This window comes from Maribacter orientalis (genome assembly GCF_900109345.1).
Classification (GTDB): Bacteria; Bacteroidota; Bacteroidia; order Flavobacteriales; family Flavobacteriaceae; genus Maribacter; species Maribacter orientalis.
The window spans coordinates 1-20,056 of record NZ_FNZN01000005.1; the positions used below are offsets into that span (position 1 = coordinate 1).

At 32.5% G+C, this 20,056-nt stretch carries 14 protein-coding genes; 1 reads left to right on the forward strand and 13 read right to left on the reverse strand.

The annotated features are described in order from the left end of the window. The coding region (locus BMY56_RS11995) for a PQQ-dependent sugar dehydrogenase (protein ID WP_177170964.1) at window positions 1-3,264 on the reverse strand (3,264 nt) is incomplete at its 3' end. A 439-nt stretch (window positions 3,265-3,703) separates the two neighbouring features. Between BMY56_RS11995 and BMY56_RS12000 the strand changes: the two genes are divergently transcribed. Continuing rightward, on the forward strand, window positions 3,704-4,798 hold the full coding sequence (locus BMY56_RS12000; RefSeq protein ID WP_091624498.1) for a GNAT family N-acetyltransferase: 1,095 nt from the start codon (window positions 3,704-3,706) through the stop codon (window positions 4,796-4,798). 23 nt (window positions 4,799-4,821) lie between these two features. Here the strand turns inward: BMY56_RS12000 and BMY56_RS12005 are convergent, their stop codons facing one another. From BMY56_RS12005 to BMY56_RS12060, 12 genes are all read right to left on the reverse strand, one after another. Then, the gene (locus BMY56_RS12005) at window positions 4,822-5,955 is read right to left on the reverse strand and encodes a glycosyltransferase family 4 protein (protein ID WP_091624501.1); all 1,134 of its coding nucleotides are present in this window, start codon (window positions 5,953-5,955) and stop codon (window positions 4,822-4,824) included. Next, window positions 5,955-6,605 (reverse strand): sugar transferase, encoded by a 651-nt coding sequence (locus tag BMY56_RS12010; protein WP_091625031.1) that lies wholly within the window; start codon window positions 6,603-6,605, stop codon window positions 5,955-5,957. Before BMY56_RS12010 ends, BMY56_RS12005 begins: the two co-directional genes overlap by 1 nt. A gap of 115 nt (window positions 6,606-6,720) precedes the next feature. Beyond that, the gene (locus BMY56_RS12015) at window positions 6,721-7,809 is read right to left on the reverse strand and encodes a hypothetical protein (protein WP_091624504.1); all 1,089 of its coding nucleotides are present in this window, start codon (window positions 7,807-7,809) and stop codon (window positions 6,721-6,723) included. Between the two features lie 111 nt (window positions 7,810-7,920). Next, complete coding sequence (locus tag BMY56_RS12020; RefSeq protein WP_091624507.1) at window positions 7,921-9,108, reverse strand: glycosyltransferase family 4 protein; 1,188 nt, start codon at window positions 9,106-9,108, stop codon at window positions 7,921-7,923. A gap of 7 nt (window positions 9,109-9,115) precedes the next feature. Then, on the reverse strand, window positions 9,116-10,252 hold the full coding sequence (locus BMY56_RS12025; protein WP_091624509.1) for a glycosyltransferase: 1,137 nt from the start codon (window positions 10,250-10,252) through the stop codon (window positions 9,116-9,118). Window positions 10,253-10,260: 8 nt separating this feature from the next. Continuing rightward, the gene (asnB, locus tag BMY56_RS12030; protein ID WP_091624512.1) at window positions 10,261-12,111 is read right to left on the reverse strand and encodes an asparagine synthase (glutamine-hydrolyzing); all 1,851 of its coding nucleotides are present in this window, start codon (window positions 12,109-12,111) and stop codon (window positions 10,261-10,263) included. A gap of 10 nt (window positions 12,112-12,121) precedes the next feature. After that, a complete protein-coding gene (locus BMY56_RS12035; RefSeq protein ID WP_091624514.1) occupies window positions 12,122-13,204 on the reverse strand; it encodes a glycosyltransferase family 4 protein in 1,083 nt (360 codons plus the stop codon). Between the two features lie 21 nt (window positions 13,205-13,225). Continuing rightward, complete coding sequence (locus tag BMY56_RS12040) at window positions 13,226-14,158, reverse strand: ATP-grasp fold amidoligase family protein (protein ID WP_091624517.1); 933 nt, start codon at window positions 14,156-14,158, stop codon at window positions 13,226-13,228. Then, window positions 14,151-15,308: an O-antigen ligase family protein gene (locus tag BMY56_RS12045; RefSeq protein ID WP_143057818.1), complete on the reverse strand. Its 1,158-nt coding sequence runs from the start codon at window positions 15,306-15,308 to the stop codon at window positions 14,151-14,153. Before BMY56_RS12045 ends, BMY56_RS12040 begins: the two co-directional genes overlap by 8 nt. A 229-nt stretch (window positions 15,309-15,537) precedes the next feature. Further along, the gene (gene murJ / locus BMY56_RS12050) at window positions 15,538-16,878 is read right to left on the reverse strand and encodes a murein biosynthesis integral membrane protein MurJ (RefSeq protein ID WP_245737212.1); all 1,341 of its coding nucleotides are present in this window, start codon (window positions 16,876-16,878) and stop codon (window positions 15,538-15,540) included. A gap of 2 nt (window positions 16,879-16,880) precedes the next feature. Next, complete coding sequence (locus BMY56_RS12055) at window positions 16,881-17,987, reverse strand: glycosyltransferase family 4 protein (RefSeq protein ID WP_091624523.1); 1,107 nt, start codon at window positions 17,985-17,987, stop codon at window positions 16,881-16,883. Between the two features lie 216 nt (window positions 17,988-18,203). Further along, the gene (locus tag BMY56_RS12060; protein WP_091624525.1) at window positions 18,204-19,949 is read right to left on the reverse strand and encodes a hypothetical protein; all 1,746 of its coding nucleotides are present in this window, start codon (window positions 19,947-19,949) and stop codon (window positions 18,204-18,206) included. Window positions 19,950-20,056: the final 107 nt, after the last annotated feature.

Here is a 20,056-nt window from a genome sequence, read left to right on the forward strand (position 1 = left end):
CCATTTGCTGAACGTACCTTGTATAGCTTTATTATCGAATGCCTTGAACCTATCTTCCGCTGGTAAGAAATCGTTACGGGAAGTTATGGTTCCGCTACCAACGGGGTCCGTCATATCGGCGAGAGCTCCGTTGCAGGTGCCATCATTATCTAAATTGACTCCATTGATTATTGCAGAAATACCACTGTAAGCAACATCGCTTCTAGAATCGTCTACTGTGATGTTGATTGTATAATTTTGAGTGCCATCAAGGTCTGTATCATCAAGTCCGTTAACTGTTATAGTTTGTGCTTCGTTCCAGTTGGCAGTGGTAAAGGTAAGTTCGGTTATAGATAGACTATACTCATCTATATTATCAACGCCCGAAATTAAGAGTACAACATTATTTAAAGGCGCAGTTTTTAAATTTATAGTGAAATCTGCTGTACTACCGTCCTCCGATGTGGATACCGAGGTAGTTGACAACGCTATGTCATTTTCTATGGGGGCGTTTGTTGGAAGGAACTCCCACCGAATAGCATTACTTGTATTATTGACCATGACAGTTACGTTACCATTTGGGTTTTCTCCAAGGTAATAACCGGAAAGCTTGCTTACGATATAAAAGAGACCGTCTCCGGCATCCAAAATTTCCCATAGCTGTGCGTCTGTACTGTTCCCTGCATATTGCCAAACATTTGAATCTGGTGCTGTATTGCCCATTTCTACATCTAAATACTTGCCACTATGGAGTGCCTTAATTTGATAATACCCTTGTATACTAGCATCTTCTAAGGCAAATTGCTGATGTTCGAGGCCTGTGTAATCACCAACTGCTACATTGGCACTATTAGCAAGACCCGCATCAGGTACTTGGAGTGTATTGTTACCTGCCCGGTTTACAATCCGGTAATCACCAGTGCTTGGTGGAGGTAAAGAAGGTTCTAATTGATTAATCCATTCTTCAATTAATTGGACTCCAAGTACGTCTACTTTGTTCTTAGCAATAGGGGGCATCATGATGGTCTGGTCAATTGTGTTCATCCTATGAAACAAAATAGATTTTGACGCGTCTTTTGGAACAAGTATTTTTTCACCTTCAATGCCTATCGGTGTATTCGTGCCTGCCTTAAGTAAATTAGTTTGATTTAAATTATTGAATAATTGAAGATCAAATTGTGCTCTTTGACCGGTAGCTCCAGGTCTATGACAGTAAGCACAGTTTAAATCTAAATAAGATCTTGCTCGTTCATCCAAACTTGCATTGACATCAGTTAACGCTTTATAGGTTTGATATTGTTGGGTTTTCGGATCATCAATAATTTCATTTAAAATCCCTAAATGACTTAATGTTATTAATTGATTGGCGTTGATACCTGTTTTTTCATAAGTAAAATTAGCATTTAAATACCTGGTTCGTGGTCCCAAAGACCCACCGGTGGCAGGATTGTGACATGAAATACAATCTTGTGTGGATGGGTATTTCCATGTTTGAAAAGCAGTACTCCCGTTTGCTTGTTTTATTGGGATGTCTTCCTCAATGCCAGTCTCCAGTAAAAAAGCTTCAGTTTCTTGTTCATTCCACTTGTAGGTTACGAAATAAAACGATCCGTCACTTGCTTTAACGGAAAATCTGGTTTCTAATTTTTTAGTTTTAGAAGGATCATTTACATCAATAGGAAGCTCAAAATGTTTCACGAGAACGGCGCCTACAGGAAACTGCCAATCTCCATTTTCAGAGAAAGAAATCTGCTCTCCTTCAGTATTATAGGTGCCATTGTTAGGTATCGCCATCCACCGTTTCTTTTCGGCACCATCTGACCAAAATGATTCTATCAGTTTATATGGAATAAGACCTTGACTAGGATCCATATTTTGTAAATCAATAAAAGCACCGGTTTCAGATAATAGCTGTGGTACAGTACCTGTCAATCCTGCGCCTTCAACCATCTTATACAATTTAACATTGTCGCCCTGACTCAAAAGATATAATTCACCTTCATTGTCTTCACCAAAGGAGATGATGTCGGTAGGCGAGAATTGTGTAATTACTTCATATTGACCAGTAGAGGTGTCTACCGCCCAAATTTCTTCACCAATTCCATAATCCGCACATATATACTTGCCGTAATATTTCGGCATGGAAGTACCCCTGTACACATATCCGCCTATTAACGCATTAGCCTCAGACCTTGGAAACGCAACCAAAGGGCTTTCGTGAGCCATATCATCCAACAGAGTTGTACAGTCTGTACCCCTAAAATAATTGCCTTCATAAACCGGCCATCCAAAATTCTGCCCCTTTTTAAGCACGTTGATTTCTTCATGACGTGATTCGCCTACTTCCCCAACTATTAAATCACCCGTTAACTTGTCTTTCGTCATTCGATGGGGGTTTCGATGTCCAACGGTAAAATATTCTTCGAAGCGACTTCCGTTCGAATTCGTAAATGGATTTTCATTAGGAATTCCGTAACCAACACCTGAAATTTCATCTGGAAAACGACCATTTTCTGTTAATGTTCTTATAGGGTCGTAACTTTTAGTTGTGTTTTGGTCAACATCAATTCTAAGAACGCCCCCATCTAAATTTGTGGTTACATTTTGGGCTTTTGCATATGCTGATTGATCGCCCGTTGCCAAATACAGAAAACCGTCATTTCCAAAAGTAAGACTCCCGCCCCTGTGGGTAGAACTGAACATCCGCATTTTTATCATGACCATATCATCATTGGGGTCAACGGATAGTGTGTTTGGGTCAACTGTTATTCGTTTTAGAATAAGAAAACTTCCCCAATAGTCTTCCCTTTGACAGCCAAATCCAGAAACATATGTATCAGGATAGTCACGTCCTTGACTATCTTTTGTAGTGTAATAGGTATAAATATAATTTTTATTGGATTGACCAAATTCTGGATGGATCGCCAGACCAAGAAATCCACCGTCCCATACCATGCCCACTTCATTGGACATATCTCTTAAAATATTTTTCTGTGTAACGTTATCATTGTTGTCAAACCAATACATTTTTCCGTCTCGTTGACCAACGATCAATCGATTGGAATTGGGAATACCAGTGAATGTTAAAGGAGAATCGAATGTCAAATTTGGAAAAGCAGGCCTGTAATCTTGATTTGAAGCACTAATATCAGGAAAATTTCCATTAAGAAATGGCGCTATTGGTTCTGCAATCGTTAACCCAGGCTCGTCTAATAATGGCCTAAAGCTAAAATATAAACATGCAGTAATCAATAATAGGGATATCCCTAGAGTAATTTTTCTCATTCGTTTGTTGTTTCGAGTTAATCTGGGGAGATGCTAAAATTATAATAAATTAATGTTAATACCTACGAATTCTGAATAGATTATATGAGGTAAAATGCAATATTTCAAAGGATTACAAGAGGTTTCTCTAGGTTTGAGACATGTCGAAAATGAATAGTAAAGAAACAGTGTATTTTAGCGATTTTATTTGTAATTTGTCTATAAAATTAGGTATTCAAAGTATATTGAATTTAAAAATAATGCTTGAAAAATTCAATGATTAATTGAGCGCTTATAAAATCATTTTGATTTTAAATTTCTTGTTTAAGGAAAGAAAAGTCAATATTGTATTTTTGTATTCGAAATACATAATAGAAAAAGGTTTTATAAGACTATTTAACTCGCTCATAAAAACAATTCTTTTGTATTATTGGCGTTCTATTTTACAAAATATTAAAACATGCTGTCTACTGAGACTTTCACATTAAATCATTATTCATTAAAGGGTAGTGAAAACATTTCTTTATATAAAAATGCTCTAAAAGAAATTGGGTGCGAAAGTGCTTATTATTGTTTCGAGCTTTTAAACAGTGCACAAGTTGAAAACCAACAGCTGCAATTTTTTATTTTTAAATCTTCGGATAATTCTGCGGTCGCAGTAATGCCATATTTACTTAGAAACATTATTTTAAATAATGTGGATACTGGTTTTTTTGATGTAAGTAGCCCATGGGGTTATAATGGGCCCTACTTTAAAGAGGGTTTATCTGCGGAATTAAAGATTCAATTTTGGAATACTGTGGATGATTGGTACTCAGAAAACAAAGTAGTGTCCGAATTCTTACGGTTTAATTTGTTTTTTAATTTCAAAGAATATAGTGGCGAATCAATACATACGTTATATAATGTTAAAGGTGATATTACAGATTGGGATTTATTCTGGTCCAATCTTAAATCGAATACTAGAAATCAATTCCGTAAAGCAGAGAAAACAGGTTTAGAGTTTAAATTGTTCTATAAGAATATTACTGAAAAACAGGTAAAAGACTTTTATCAGGTTTATATCGGTACTATGGATAGGAGGGATGCTATAGATTCTTTCTATCACCCATTAGAATATTTTCTTGATTTTTGGAAGAATAACGAAGAAAAATGTGCAATTGGTTTAGTATATCTAGATGGTTTACCAATTTCTACAGAACTTTTTCTAATTTCTGAAGCTACAATGTATTCTTTTTTAGGAGGGACTGATGCTAATCATTTTAAACTACGCCCTAACGAATATTTAAAAATAAGCGCAATACAATGGGCTAATAAAGAAGGGTTAAACTATTATATGATTGGTGGTGGGCTATCAAATGGAAAAGAAGATAACTTATACTTGTACAAGAAAAAATATTTCCCGTTCGATGATGATATAGATTTTTATACAGGGCGAAAAGTTGTTATGCCAACAAAGTATTTAGAATTTTTAGAGATTTCTGGTATGGATAATAAAGATGCGTTAGAGAATATTAAAGAAGGATTTTTTCCAAGGTATAGAGCTCCAAAATAATAGTTCTAAAATTAGAAAAGTGTTTACATGTGAATTAGCTCTTCATAGACTGTCAAAGTATTCTTAATCATTTGGTGGTTTGTGAAATTAGACAATGCTTTTTCTTTCCCCTTTATGGCAAGGCTATTGCGTAATTTTTCATCTGAAAGTACTTGTGTTAATTTTTGTCCTAATGCTGATGCGTCTTCCATTGGGAATATCATGCCATTAATACCATCATCAATTTGGTCGTATGCGCCATTAGAATCGGCACGTATGGTGCAGCAACCGCTCATCATTGCTTCTACGGCGACTAAACCAAAAGTGTCTGATCGTGAGGGTAAAACGAATACATCAAACAGTTGATAGAAGGGTTTAGGGTCTTGAAAAGATACAATCGTTACCTTTTCTTCTAAATGCTTTTCATGAAGCATGTCATCCAACCATTTTACTTTGCTTTTTGTTAAGTAATCTCCCACCAAAACAATATGTATGTTTTCTTTAATTGTTTGTGATAAATGACTACCAATAGCTTCAACCAGAATATCCGTGCCCTTCATTTCTGAAATCCTACCCACAAAACCAATTATTAATTTATCGGTTGGGATGGCATGTTTTATTTTTAACTTTTTTAGCTCATCATCAGGTATTGAATTTGCAAATCGGTCAGAAATACCGTGGTACACCATTCTAATATGCTCTGGTGGGGAATGCATTACAGATTCGGTGAATTCTTGTGAACCTTGGCTTACCGCTATTAATAGGGTAGGGTGTTTATATCTTGCATTAGGTCTAATGGTATCTGCATGTACAGTAGAAATGAATTTTTTTCTGAGCAACCAAGGAATGAAAGTCAAATTCGGCGAATGGCAATGTATAACATCAGCATTCAATTTTATAAGTAGACCACTTATTATCGAAAGACTTGTTACTGAAGCAAGTATTTTTTTTAATGGATTCCCAGAAGGTTCGGTAAAATAATGAAGATGAACCCCAAGGGTGTTGAATTCAGATTTTAATTCCTCAAAAAAAGTGGTGTCACTTGTAGCTATACTTTTGAAACCACTTGTTATAATGTGTAACTCATGCCCTTTGTTGATCAGTCCTCGCGTAAGTTCTAAAATATTGGTAGCCAAACCATCTTTACCAAAACGCATTACAACAAAGACAATTTTCATTACGAATGCTTTTTTATATGTTTAAATTCCTCCCATGAACTACGTTCAATATCTAAAAACTCCATTTCTGGATTTCCTTGTGGGTCGACTTCAATATCTTCTGAGGAAATTATTTTCATTAATGTTTTCCAAAATATTTTTACATCGGTGGCAAAAGTTAAATTTTCATAGTATTCAACATCTTTTTCAAATCTATCTTCCCAACTAATAAAATTTCTACCAGAAATTTGTGCCAAACCGGTAATGCCAGGGCGTATTAAAAAGCGTTTTTTTTCTCTTTCGGTATGGTAGGGTAAATAACGAATCAATAACGGTCTAGGGCCAATTAAGCTCATGTCGCCCTTTAGTACATTTATAAGTTGTGGTAACTCATCTATAGATGTTTTACGAATGAAAATACCCATGGGTGTTAAACGGTCAGTATCTGGTAATAAATTACCCTGATTATCTTTTTTACTGTTCATGGTCTTTAACTTTAAGACCGAAAATATTTTCTCGTTCTTACCTGGTCGTTTTTGGGTGAAAAAAGGGCTTTCTTTAAAACTAATTGTCAATATAATTATGGAAACTAAAATAATAGGAGACAAAATTATGAGACCGACGAGGGCTAGAATAAAATCTAATGGTCGTTTAAAATAATTCTTATATATCATTTTGGGGAGAATGTTAGTATATGTACTGCAAAACGGCTAAGTTAAGCCATTATTATACTTGCGCAAAAACTTGTAATGGATAAGGCTATTTTTAAGTTCAATTGATGCAAATTTATAATTCTTGCTCTGTATTTATATAAGATTGTTGTAAAGTCCATTGGTTAATAGTATTGGACATATACTCTAAATCTTCTTCGTTATACCGAAAATCTAAATGAATGTTTAGGAGAAATTTATATTCTTGTGCTATTCGATTTTGTGGCCACAACTCGGCCGGATAAATCATGTTAGTAATTAAAAACTGCTTGAAATTTGTAAACAATCCCCAATCTTTAAAGGCTAGTAGGAGTCCAAAAGGGATGTTTTTATCGCGAGTAATTACCTTAAATATTTGTGAAGATTCTAAAGTTTTTAATATAAAGTTCAAATTAGCTCTTTTGTAGGCATTAAAATCTTTGAATAGATTACTACAAATAACATCCTCATGCCTTTTTAAAAGAGGTACAATTTCTTGCGTATTACGAAGTAGCGTTTCACCTTGGCTATTGTTTAATAAAAAGTCAATTTTTTCCTCTTCATTGGTGCAGGTAGCTTTAGTTTTCATCGCGTTTTCAATCAAATCCCACGATTTTAGCATTGGGTTTATTTCCGTATCAATACTAGTGTCTTTCAGAGATTTTAAAGGAATGTCACAATTTCCCATTATCGGTTTCCATGCAATGCCACCAAGTGGTATAGGTAAGGTTTTTCGTAACGATGCAATACAAAAATCAGCATTACTTTCTATACATCCTTTTGAAAGCCAACCATGAGAATGATCTTCAATTACGATTGGTCGCTCCCCCTCTGGTAATACATTTTCTTTGAGCCCCCAAAAGTTATTTGCAATTACAAGGTCTGAAGAAGAAAAGGGAGACCAGTCTATTTGTGCGTCGGCATCAAAAGGATCAATGTCGTAATATTTAATGGCACTGAATTCTTGCTCTAACCAATTTTTCACATAGGGGCAGTAATACTCGGGTAACCAAATATGTTCTATAGCTTTATGCTCTAAAATACAATAAATGACATGCTTAATAGCAAAACGCCCAGCATAGAATAGTTCATGTTCTCCTAGAAAACCAGTATTTGAAATATTGGAAATATGAGCCGTATCACTTTTATGAAATATCGATCCATAACCTATTACACTTTTTTGCATAGTATAAAGAAAACAAAAACTAATGAAAGATAAATTAGAATTCGAAGAAGTTCTTAAATTATGGTTGAAAGGTTGTTTTAAAGCTCAAAAGCTTTTTGAAATTTCTAAATGCTAACCTACCTGCTGTTCAATACTTTGGTATTCCTTCAAAACGGCTGCCCAGACCTCACTTTTTTCAAATCTGGAAGCTATCATCGGACGAGCATTTTTTGCTAGTTTTGTATTCAAAGAATTATCAGTCAATAAAATTTTCATAGCCTTAAAAAGTGCATCCTCGTCTTTTGAAGGGATGATTAATCCATTTTCTCCGTCTACTACGATTTCATTACTACCATTAATATCGGTCACTATAGCCGGTAATCCCATGGCTCCTGCTTCTAGAACAACATTTGGAAACCCTTCTCGGTAACTAGGAAATACAAAAACATTAGACATTGCTAAAAAAGGTCTCACATCATCTTGGTGCCCCACATAAAGTATCGAATTATTGGCATTAATTTTTGCCCATGTTTGATCAGGTAATAAATCCGTTTCACCTATGTGAGCGCCGACCATTACCAATTTAACATTTTCATGTGTTGATGAGAGTTTATCAAAAGCATTAGCCAATTCGTTAACACCTTTATCATTAACTAATCGGCCTATAAATAAAAATACGAAGTCCTCCTCTGAGACACCAATTGTTTTGCGTAACTGGTTATTGTCTTCTTTCGAAAAAAGTTCAGCGGTATACTTATCTAAATCAATACCATTTACATTGCCGTTTGCAATAACTTTCAGTGGTTTTGTAGTCACCTTATAATTTAAAAGGTCATTTTTTACACCGTTCCCTTCTGGATATACATGGGTAGCAAACTTGCAAATTATTTTATCAAAAAAAAGTAAAACTTGTTTCATTGTTCCCGTTTGGGTTGGGAAAATTAAACCGGTGAATGTATGCACCCGTGCTGGTACTCTTGCAAAATAGGCTGCTATCATGGTCAGTAAGCCTGCCTTTGGGGTAATGCTATGCACCATAAAAGGTTTTTCTTTTCTGAATACCACATAGAGGCGATAAAGTGAAATAAGGTCCTTGAAAATACTTATTTTTCGTTCTATGTTTATCTCCTTACCACGAATGCCTTCTCGTTCTCGTAATTTTTGTAGATATTCATGACCAGGGTCAGAACCAATTGCTAGAATATCGTAATACTGGTTTAAAAATCGTAATTGGTCTTCAAGTAACACATATAACGACCCAGATAAGGCTGCTGTACGAATGACTTTTTTTCTTTTATGGGCGTGTATGGGGGCTTTCATAAATAGATTACGATAGAATGTGTTGGGTATAGGAATTTAAAATTGTTTCTTTTTCAAAATCTTTGGCACGTTCTATAACTAGTGTACGGCAATTTTGTAAGTATTCTGGATTTTCAAGACAGTATTTTAGACCTTTTTGAAAAAGTTCTAGATTACCTATTGGAGATAAAATACCAAAATCAGAAATCATAATGTCATCGGTTTTAGGGTCTTCTAATTTCATTATTTCATCTGGCCCAGATTTACAATTCGTCGTTAAAATAGGAAGCCCACAGCACATGGCTTCCAGTAAAACATTTGGAAAACCTTCGTGATTAGAGCCAAACATGAAAAGGTCAGCTTCTTTTAAAAACCGAAAAGGGTTGTTATCAAAACCTAAGAATGTGACTCTATTGCTAATACCTAAATTTTCTACAATTGTATGAAGATGCATTCTTAATGGACCATCACCTAGAATAAAAAGATGAACATTAGGAAAATCTGTAATGGCGGTTATTAGTAACTCTTGATTTTTACCAGCATCCATTCTTCCAACTGTAATGACATTGAATCTATCTTTTTGAAAAATAGAAGTGTCTGGCTTAATTTCATTTATTTTATCAATATTAATTGGATTATGCACTACGGTTATTTTAGATGCATTTATTTTATAATTTTCAATTAGGTCATTGGCATTACCATGAGAGTTACAAATTATCTGATCTGTTTTGGGGTACAATCGTTTAATAAGAAAATTATTAATTTTAGATTGCAAATTACCATACCCATATTGCATACTAGGGTATGATCGTTCACTAATACTTATTTTGTAGGTTTTTTTGGTGAAATATTGAGAAAGAATATTTATATAACTTGGTCTTGTTAATAAGGCAAACGAGTGTGTGATTTTCAACTTTTTCAGCAATCGTGCGTACTTATAAGCTAACCAAGGTAGCTTTAAAAGTTTCAATAGCCCATGTTCATCTCCTTCCGATTTTTCAATAAAATGAATTGGAATATCTTTGGGGATATCATAGCTAATGGTGCTATTCATAAGCAATAAATGCACTTCAATACCTCTGTTTTTAAGGTAGGGAAGGAGGTAAGAGACCACACGTTCAGCTCCGCCACCGGCCAATGAATATATTAAGATTGCTATTTTCATTATTCTGTTTATACGATCGTAATTCCTTTTCCATTACTGGATAGCCATTGACTTAAAACCAATAATTTCCAAATTAAGGAATAGTTATTGGCTTTGCCTGTCATATGATCATCTATAGCTTTAGAAACTTCCTTAGGTTTAATTCCAGGTATTTTACGTAATTCATTTTCATTCAAGGAGGATAAGACGAAATCCTTTAAATCTTTACGAAACCATTCTTTAAAGGGTATTTCAAAGCCTGCCTTTGGCCTATCAAATATTTGTCTAGGTACATACTGATACAAAATATCCTTAAGAATTTTTTTCTGATTATGGGTCACATATTTAAAGTTGGTTGGTAACTTTTGAGCATATTCCACCACTCTATAATCCAAGAGAGGTGAGCGAGCTTCTAAAGAATAGGCCATAGTGGCCCTATCCACTTTTACATTTATATCATATGGTAAATATGTTTTTAAATCAAAATTACCCGCACGCTGATAAATATCGTTTGCAGCGTCAATTAGATAGTTGAATTCAGTTAGATCAGTATCAAATTTTGAAGGTAATTTCCAATTGGGACTAGGGTCATGTACGCTTTTTAAATAGGCTTCTTCCACTGTTTTACTGTTTATTACCATCGCTACCATCTTATAACGGTAATTAGGTAATTTTGACATGCCATTTGCTATAATCTTTCGAATAGAGTAGGGTAGTGCCATGAAGTAATTGATAATCCGTAACCAATCATATCGGTGATATCCTAAAAAATTTTCATCTCCAGCATCACCCGTTAGGGCTACAGTTACCTTTTCTCTAGTATGCTTGGCCAATAACATAGAAGGTATAGCAGATGAATCAGAAAAAGGTTCATCATAAAAATGATTGAAGTTCTCAATTAAATCAAGTCCGTCATTTTTATCGCAAAGAATAGTATGATGATCAGTTTTTAAATGGTTTGCAACCTGTTGGGCATAACTACTTTCGTCAAAGCCTTCATCGTTAAATTTTATGGAGAACGTCTTAACCTTCGTATTAGAGGTTTTGCATGCGAGGGCAGTAATTAAAGAGGAATCTATACCCCCTGATAAAAAAACACCCACTGGAACGTCGGCAAAAAGTCTAATTTTTGTAGCATCTGTTATTAGTGTTTCCAACTCACTTTTAGCATCATTGTAGTTAATACTAAAGTCTTGTTTTTGTTGCCTATCTAAATCCCAATAACAGGTTGTATCAAAACTCCCCGATTGAAGGTCGAAATCGAATTTATATCCTGGCTTTAGTTTCTTTACCTCATTAAATATACTATTCTCTGCAGGTATATACCCCCAAGATAAATAATCATCTATAGCTTTTGAAGATATGGTCAGGTTTTGGTTGAATAATTGTATGCTCGAAATTTGACTTGCAAATTCAAAATTTGTTCCATTCAAATAATAGTAAAAAGGTTTTTGTCCCAACCGATCCAAAGCACCAAATAGTTTTTGATTTTTTTGATCATAAATGACAAAAGCGAACATCCCATTAAAATGGTCTACACATTTATTACCATATTCCAAATAAGCGGCGCAAATGACTTCTGTATCACTACTCGTGTTAAAAGCATACCCTTTTTTTTGTAACTCGCTCTTGATGTCCCTGAAATTATAGATTTCCCCATTAAACACAATGTGAATATGTTCCATATAACTAAATGGTTGATCTGATCGTGTATCTAAATCTATAATAGAAAGTCTATTGTGACCTAAAGAAAGAATACCGTTCTTTGTCTTAAGCTGTGTATATTTCAAGCTATCAGGACCTCTAAAATTGGTGCGTTCCAATTTTTTTTGAACTTGATCTTTAGAATAGGGAATGGTACTACCGTAAATTCCACACATAGTTTATATACTATTTAATTTTTAATATTTCTTTGAATAACGTTTCCCATTGACTACCAATTTTATCGATGGAAAAATCCACACTCGTTTTTAGAGCTTCATTCCCTAAAGAATTTCTGTATTCTTCATCTTCAATAACTTTCATAAGTTGCTTCGACATTTCTTGTTTGTTTTGATTAGCAACCAGAACTCCATTTTTTTTATTTTCAATTATGTCAGAAGGACCCGAAACACAATCATAAGCTATACAGGCGATGCCTTGCGATGTAGCTTCAATAAGCGCCATTGGCATACCTTCATTTCGGGAACACAGTATAAATATAGATGAATGTTGAAGTAGTTGATCAATATCTGAACGATACCCTGTAAAGAGAATAGTATCTGTTAGATTAAGCTCTTTGACTTTATCTTGAAGAATTTTTTTGCCTTCATCTCCCTCACCTACAATTTTAAATTTCCAATCCGGATGGTATTTATTCACTTCGAACGCAATGTCTATCAAATTGTCAAATCCCTTGACTAAATATCGATTAAGATCTCCAATGGCAAGAATACTTTTGTCTCTATTCTTAATTTGTTTATTTATTTTTTGAAAGGAATTAGGATTATGCATTACCCATACGTTTTTATTTCTCCTTTTGAAAAATTCCAAATCGTATTTGGTCAATACAGTTATGGCATCAGCATATTTATATAAAAAATTCCATACAATTTTCTTTTTCCAATCAAGTGCAGTCTCTTTATGGTTTGAATGCTCTGAGGAAATTACCTTAATATCGTAAAGTTTAGCCAAAGGGATGGTTACAGCAGCCATGAAATTAATATGAGAACAGATGATATTGGGTCTATTTTCTTTGAAACGGTAAAATTGTATTAGGTAGACTAAAGCTCTTATTAATGCATAGTTGAATAATAGTAATTTCTTATGAAACCTTTTCCGAATAATGCCTTTATTTAAGGGATATCGATCTCCTTCACTAAACGTGAAGATTCTCACTTCATAGCCAATATCATCAAAGTAATTAGCAAGAGTACTAACCACTCGTTCTGCACCACCACCTTTTAAGCTTCCAATGATTATATCTATTTTCATTTTAGGGACAATTTTTAATTATTATTTTAGATTGAGCTGCTTCCCTAATTTTAAATCCCATTCCTTCGGAAAAATTGGACGATATCCCCCATCGTGATGAAAAGTTAATTCGCCAAAGTATAATTTACCATCAACGTCATAGAGATCAACACGAACATATATAAAACTACTAGCTAATTTTTCTGCTAAATTTATCATTTGATCTAAATTCATTGGCTTTTCTAAGTCTTCATCACTAGGGTCAGTATTTTTGCCATTCTCTTTAGGTGATGACCATTTGAACTTTTCTCTTTCCCAACTTGTTGTATACCAATTTCTATAATGTTGATCTGTTCCTCTGCCCATATCTACACTGATCATTCTAACCTTACCATTAAAACAGTGTAATTTATAATCAAATGGAATATTACCATTTTTATCTTGTAAAAGTTTTTCTACAATTATTCGGGGTTCGATATTTTTATATTGCCATTCCTTAGATTGCTGATAATAATTTTTAGACAATCTTTTCTTTAAATTCTCTCTCAATGATGTCCAGTTTATTGACTTTATGTTGTATACAAAGAAACCACCTCCACTGTCATGATTTGTTTTAATTATTAGCGGCGTATTTTCTGGCAAATTATTTTCATTAATATCTTCGGGATTTTTGGTGTGAAATAATAATGGTACTAAATATTCTTCCCCAATTTTTTGTTTTATAAAATCTCTAACCAAAAATTTGTCAGCACATTGTGTATGTAATGACGTTCGATCATTCAGCTTTAACCATAAAATTTTTTCATTCAAGCTTTTTGGATTCTTAAGATTTGGATATACCCCAAAAATTTTTTTATAGGTAAAAAGAATATGTGCTCTATCAGAAAATAATCTATCCTTGGTGCTATGGAAAAAATAAATTAATACCCTACCAAACAAAGTTTCGTGATAGATTTTATTTAATATTTTATACATGAATTTCAACTTTTTTTACTTTAGATTGAATAAAATTTTGTTTAACTTCTTTTTTTAATTTCTGTATTTCAATAAAAATATACATGGACAAAAAGACATTAAAAAATATAAAAAAATAGCCATGGCTAGCCATGAGTGATAATGATATTACAACTAGAATATATAATAACTCTGGTTTTTTTCTGAATGACCTAAAACTGTTGACAAATAGATAACTATATATTCCGAACATTATTATAAATGGAATAATTCCTGATTCACCAATTACCATTAAGTAAGAATTATGTACGCCTGGATATCTCGAATATCTTCGTTGAAAACTCATATATCCATTACCAATTAATGGTTTGTCCATAATCTTATCATAATAAATTGCCCAAGTCTGGTCTCTTGTATCATGCTTAATAACTTGAGTATTTACTTTTTCATTGCTGAAAATATTTTGAAGTGCTTTAAATCTTTGCTTGTCAAATTTTATACCGGATGAAAACATAAAGATTAGTATTAACGCTAGTCCTCCTATTACGGGGGCCAAAAAGTTTTTTTTATTACGATAAATCGCAATTATGTTAATAATCACCCAAATTATAATAAAGGTTCGAGATAGTGTCAAAAGACCACCAAATGTAAAAACCAGTTGCCCAATATACTTCCATTTAATATTTGTAATTGAAAATGATAATGCAAAACCAATTAAACAAATACTACCAGCGTAATTTGGATTCAAATAAAATCCACTAAACCTTCCGGATGCAATACCAGGAAATACAAGACCATTAAGCACAACACTAAGGCCTCCAATTAATATCACAAAATAAAGATTTTCATTTGATGTTTTTTTAAGAACCTCTACTCCACATATTACTACAAGCATGAAGCGAAAAAATTCTTTGATAAAATAATTATCGGTATCCAAAACATCATAATTTATTGCACTTATTAAAAAATATGATATTCCAAATAAAATAAAGGGGAAAAGTGGTTTACTCTTGGATTTGGTTAATATAAAATATGCAATTAGAAGAATTGAAGTTAAGTAGCTAGTAATAGAACCTATTGACCCTCCAATATATTCTAATAAAAAACCAGGAATATTACATAGCAAAAGTATAAGTATTGCAAATCTTATTATTTTTTCGATAACTATCATTCTAGTTTTTTTTTGGTTAAATACTATAACAGGCAAGTAAAAAACTAAAAAAAATATATAAAGTAAATTACTATTGATACAAATATAATTGTAAAAAAAAGGTTTATCGTCAAATAAAGTCAAGTGGTTAAAAAAACTGATGAAAATAAATATAATGTACTTGACTTCGCTATATGCTGTAGTTAAATTGTGTGTTGGATATATATTTTTTTAGTGCAGAAATGGAATTTTATATTTTATATTTTGTATCAAGTTTTTTATAATGTATAACAGAATAAAAGAGAGCAATATTTTTTATTATAACAACCAAAGTAGTGCAAATTGCAATTCCATAAACCCCGTAATATTTTATTAGAAAAAAATCTAAAATACCATTTAAAATTACGGCAACAAATGAAATATATGCCATTACCACGTTTTTATTCATGCTAGTTAAAAAGTTAACAGATACCATACCACAAATAGTAAATGGAGTATATACTAGAAATATCTGTTGTAAATTTGAAACTACAATTGAATCTGACTCTGTAAATTCATTTCTTTCGAAGAAAAGTTTAACTAAAAAATCAGATAGTATTATACCTATGAATGCGCAAATACTGGCAGCTATAAATAAGGTTTTAATTATTTTCAACCAATATTTAAATGCATTCTCTCTATTTTCCATAATCATTTTGGAAAATTTTGGTAAAAGTACATTGGTTATAGCAACAACGAGTATACTAATTAAAAAAGCGGGAATTTTTAAACTATAATTTATTGCAGATATTGAACCAATTATTAATTGTGCAGCAAAAAATTGATCAATGACACCATTCATTCCTGTTAAAAATCCAGAAGATATTTTGGCAGGTATTTGTTTGAACATTAATATGGCATTGTGATTCTTTAAGTTGGGTCTAGCTATTCTTATAGTTTTCTTTTTAATCGAAATAAATACAAGAAACAGAAATGCTAGAATAGTTCCAGTTAAAGTGCCTACAGCTAAAATTAATTTATCAAAATAGTCCTCAAAGAAATAAATTATAATTATAATTGAAATTGGGATAAAAATACCCTCAAAAGAGGTGAGTTTAAATTCACCTGAGATATTTAAAATACCACTTAAAAGTGATGAGACACCCCAAAAAAAGACACAAGGGAGTAAAATATAAAATTGAGCTTTAACTAGTCCATAATATTCTTCATTGTGACCAGAAAAGAAAAATTCTAAATAAGTATCTGTGAAAATAAAGGCAATAATGATAAAAGCTAAAGATATTACACTTGTAATTAACAAACCTGTTCCTTGGAATGAATCAAGGGAGTTTCCTGTTTTTGTCTCTGCAATATAATTTGGAATAAAAACGCTTTTAAAAGAACTTATAAATACACTCTGAATAAATCCAGGAACTAAAATTGCAATAAAAAATGTATCTAATACTAGTGAAAGTCCAAAATAAGAAGCAACGAGCATTTCTTTAAAGAAACCAAGGAAACTTATTAATAACGTAATAGAGGCAACCAAAATAATGTTTTTGACAACTTCGTTATTACTTAATAAAACAATTTTTTGATAGTATTTATTCAATTCTATAAATTAGAGTTTAAACAACTTTCAATTAATTTCTTCCATCGATCACTTATACTCTCAATGGCATACTTTTTAACTGTTTTTGCAGCTTTCGATCCCAATGATTCTCTTAGAGCAGAATCATTTATTAGGATATTTAATTTTTCAGCCATTACAATTTCATTATTTACCGGTATTAAAAATCCATTTATATCATTAATAATTAATTCAGATGGACCAGTTGGGCAGTTTGTTGATACACAAGGTAATCTAAAATGCATTGCTTCGATTAAAGCATTCGGAAAGCCTTCATAATTAGAACTGAAAGCGAAAATTTTTGCTTTATTATATAATTTCGATACATCTTTAATTCTACCAGGTAGCAGGACCCTATCACTAATTTGAAGTTTTTTAATAAGCTTTTCTAATTTGACTCTATTTTCACCTTCTCCGGCTATTACTAGCTTCCAACCGTTCGATTCTATGCGAGTAAAGGCTTTTAGTAACATTTCTTGACCTTTTTGATTCGATAGGCGACCAACATTGAGGATTATATTTTCCTTAGTTTCTTTGCTATTCATTATTTCCAAATCTGGCGAAATTGGATTCGGGATTATTTTTACTACATCATTTTTTATTTTTGTTATATAAAAATCAGCTATTTCCTGTGTTTGAACAACAATATAATTTGCAGAAGGATAAGTTTTTCGTCGTATTTGCATCCAAAAGTTAGAAATTAATTCTTTATTTGGATTATTCCTTTCACTAATTATAATTGGTATTTTTCTAAACTTTGCAACTAGTATTCCTAAAATATTTGCAATGGTAAGGAAACTGATGATAATATCTATTTTTTCATCTTTTGAAATACGGTTTATTTCTAACAGTAATTTGATATTAAATTTTAGTGCTTTGTAAGTGTTATTACTTGGTGGTATATCTGTAAGATTTGTACAAGAGTGATGTTTGATTTGACTATTCAATTTATAAAATGGCTGTTTATTATCAAAGGTTATAATAATCACTTCGTAATTTTCGGTCAAGTTATTTGCCAAGGTAGTTATTACTCTCTCAGCTCCACCTGAGCCTAAAGAAGGTATTAAAAATGCAATTTTATATTTGTTCATTTTTTAATTTTCAAATATGAAGATCGGGGTTTATCGATAGAGATAATTACTATTCTTAGACTAACGATTCAAATATCGGAAAATTGTTTTTGAGGAAAGATATTAATCCTGTGAATTGTATATTAAATCATTTCTTCACTATCATTTCAATAGCAAAAAGCCCAATATTTATATTGGGCTTTTTGCTATTGAATATATAATAATATTTTTGTGAAGTTAGTTTAATAGTATGAATTCTAAAAATGCCTCTAAATTTGTGAAACCATCACCATCCAAATCACCATTTCTATCATTTGAATCTGAAGGATTTAAACCATTTGCAATTTCCCAATCATCTGAAATTCCATCTTTATCACTATCTATGTAAGGTTGACCATCATTTATTGTTGCAAAACCACCTACTGCGTTTTCATTTGTAATATACTGTCCTGTGCGATTATAGACATCATTCACAATGCGCAAATCAATTGCATCTCTTGACTTAGAAGCTCCAATATTTTCTAAAAGTTTATTTTCTAATTCAATTGGATTTAAAATAAGACTGATACCTGAACTCATGACAGGAGCAGATTTTAATTGTGGTATTAGGTTTGTGATTCCGCTATTAGATACGGTTATATCCCCTCCATTAGAAAGATTGTTATTAATATAAGCTTCTGTGCCATTTATACCCAATTGAGATGTACCCTGTTCCAAACGTACATTTTCATAATCTATAGAAAAGCCAGGTTTTGATATATAAGAATTCCCTATTAAATCCATTTTATTTTGATGTGCTAATCTAGTACCCGCAGTATAATCATAAATTATATTATTAACCATCTCAAAACTACTATCAGGTGTTGTTGATTCAATATTTCTTCCACTATTGTGTGCAAATAAATTTCTATAAATTGAAATGTTATTAGCTCTTTGCCACAATATAAAACCATATCCTGTTTTAATATTTTCAGAAATAATAGAGTTTTGTATAGTTATATTTGTGACACCAATACCACCAATAGCACCTATTTCAATGTTCTCATCTTTACCCCAACTTATTGAACAATGATCAACTATTATATCTTTAATTTCTTTATCCCATGAGATTATTCTTAAAGCATCATCGTCTTGTGTCCCACTTACATAATTCCAATCAACTCCTGGTCTAATTCTTAGATATCTTATAATTACATTTGAATCTGAAATCCAAAATGATGAGCCTTCTAAAGAAATACCATCTCCAGGTGCAGTTTGCCCAGCAATAGTAACGTTGCCATATCCTGAATCAATTACCAATGGAGACTTTAGTTTTATTGCTCCACCAACTTTGAATATAATAGTTCTTTTACCTTTAATAGTTAAGGCATTACGTAAACTTCCAACACCGTCATCGTTTAAGTTGGTTACCTCAACAACAAATCCACCTCTGCCGCCTGTAGTGTTTTTCCCAAAACCTTCTGCACCTGGAAATGCTTTTAACTCTCCCATATCTGTAGGGGTAACTGTTACTGTAGCTTCCTCTTTGGTTGTTTCTCCTGTTTCTTGGTCAACTATTTCAGCGGTATACGTAAAGGTATCCTCTTCTAGTACAGTCGTAGAATTTTCAGATGTGGCCGATTCTTCTGCTGTTGTTGTTTCTTCTGGTGTTATTTCTGAAGATATTGCTGTTTTTGGTATATACGTTAAGGTATTGTTCGTATTTATATTTACCGATCCATTAATGGGAGTTGAAGTTTCTACAATAGTAACATTGGTTTTTTGACTGATATTGTCGTTATTTAAAACATCCATCAGGATAGAATTTTGACCAGGAGCCATAAAGAAACTATCATCTGCCAATAAAGTTATACTTTGAAGATCATCATTTTTTGCGATCACGTATTCTGATAATAAGTCGGCATCTTTGCTGCAAGAAAACAACAAAAAGAAGGTACAAATTGATAGGGTCAATTTGTAAATTAGATTAAGGAATTTGTGCATAAGTAGGTAATTTTCTTTTGAATTAAAAACAATGTTATTTGGGTTACAATTATACTCTAATATTTTAATTCATCGATGAAATAATAAAAATATTCGATGAACTGCAA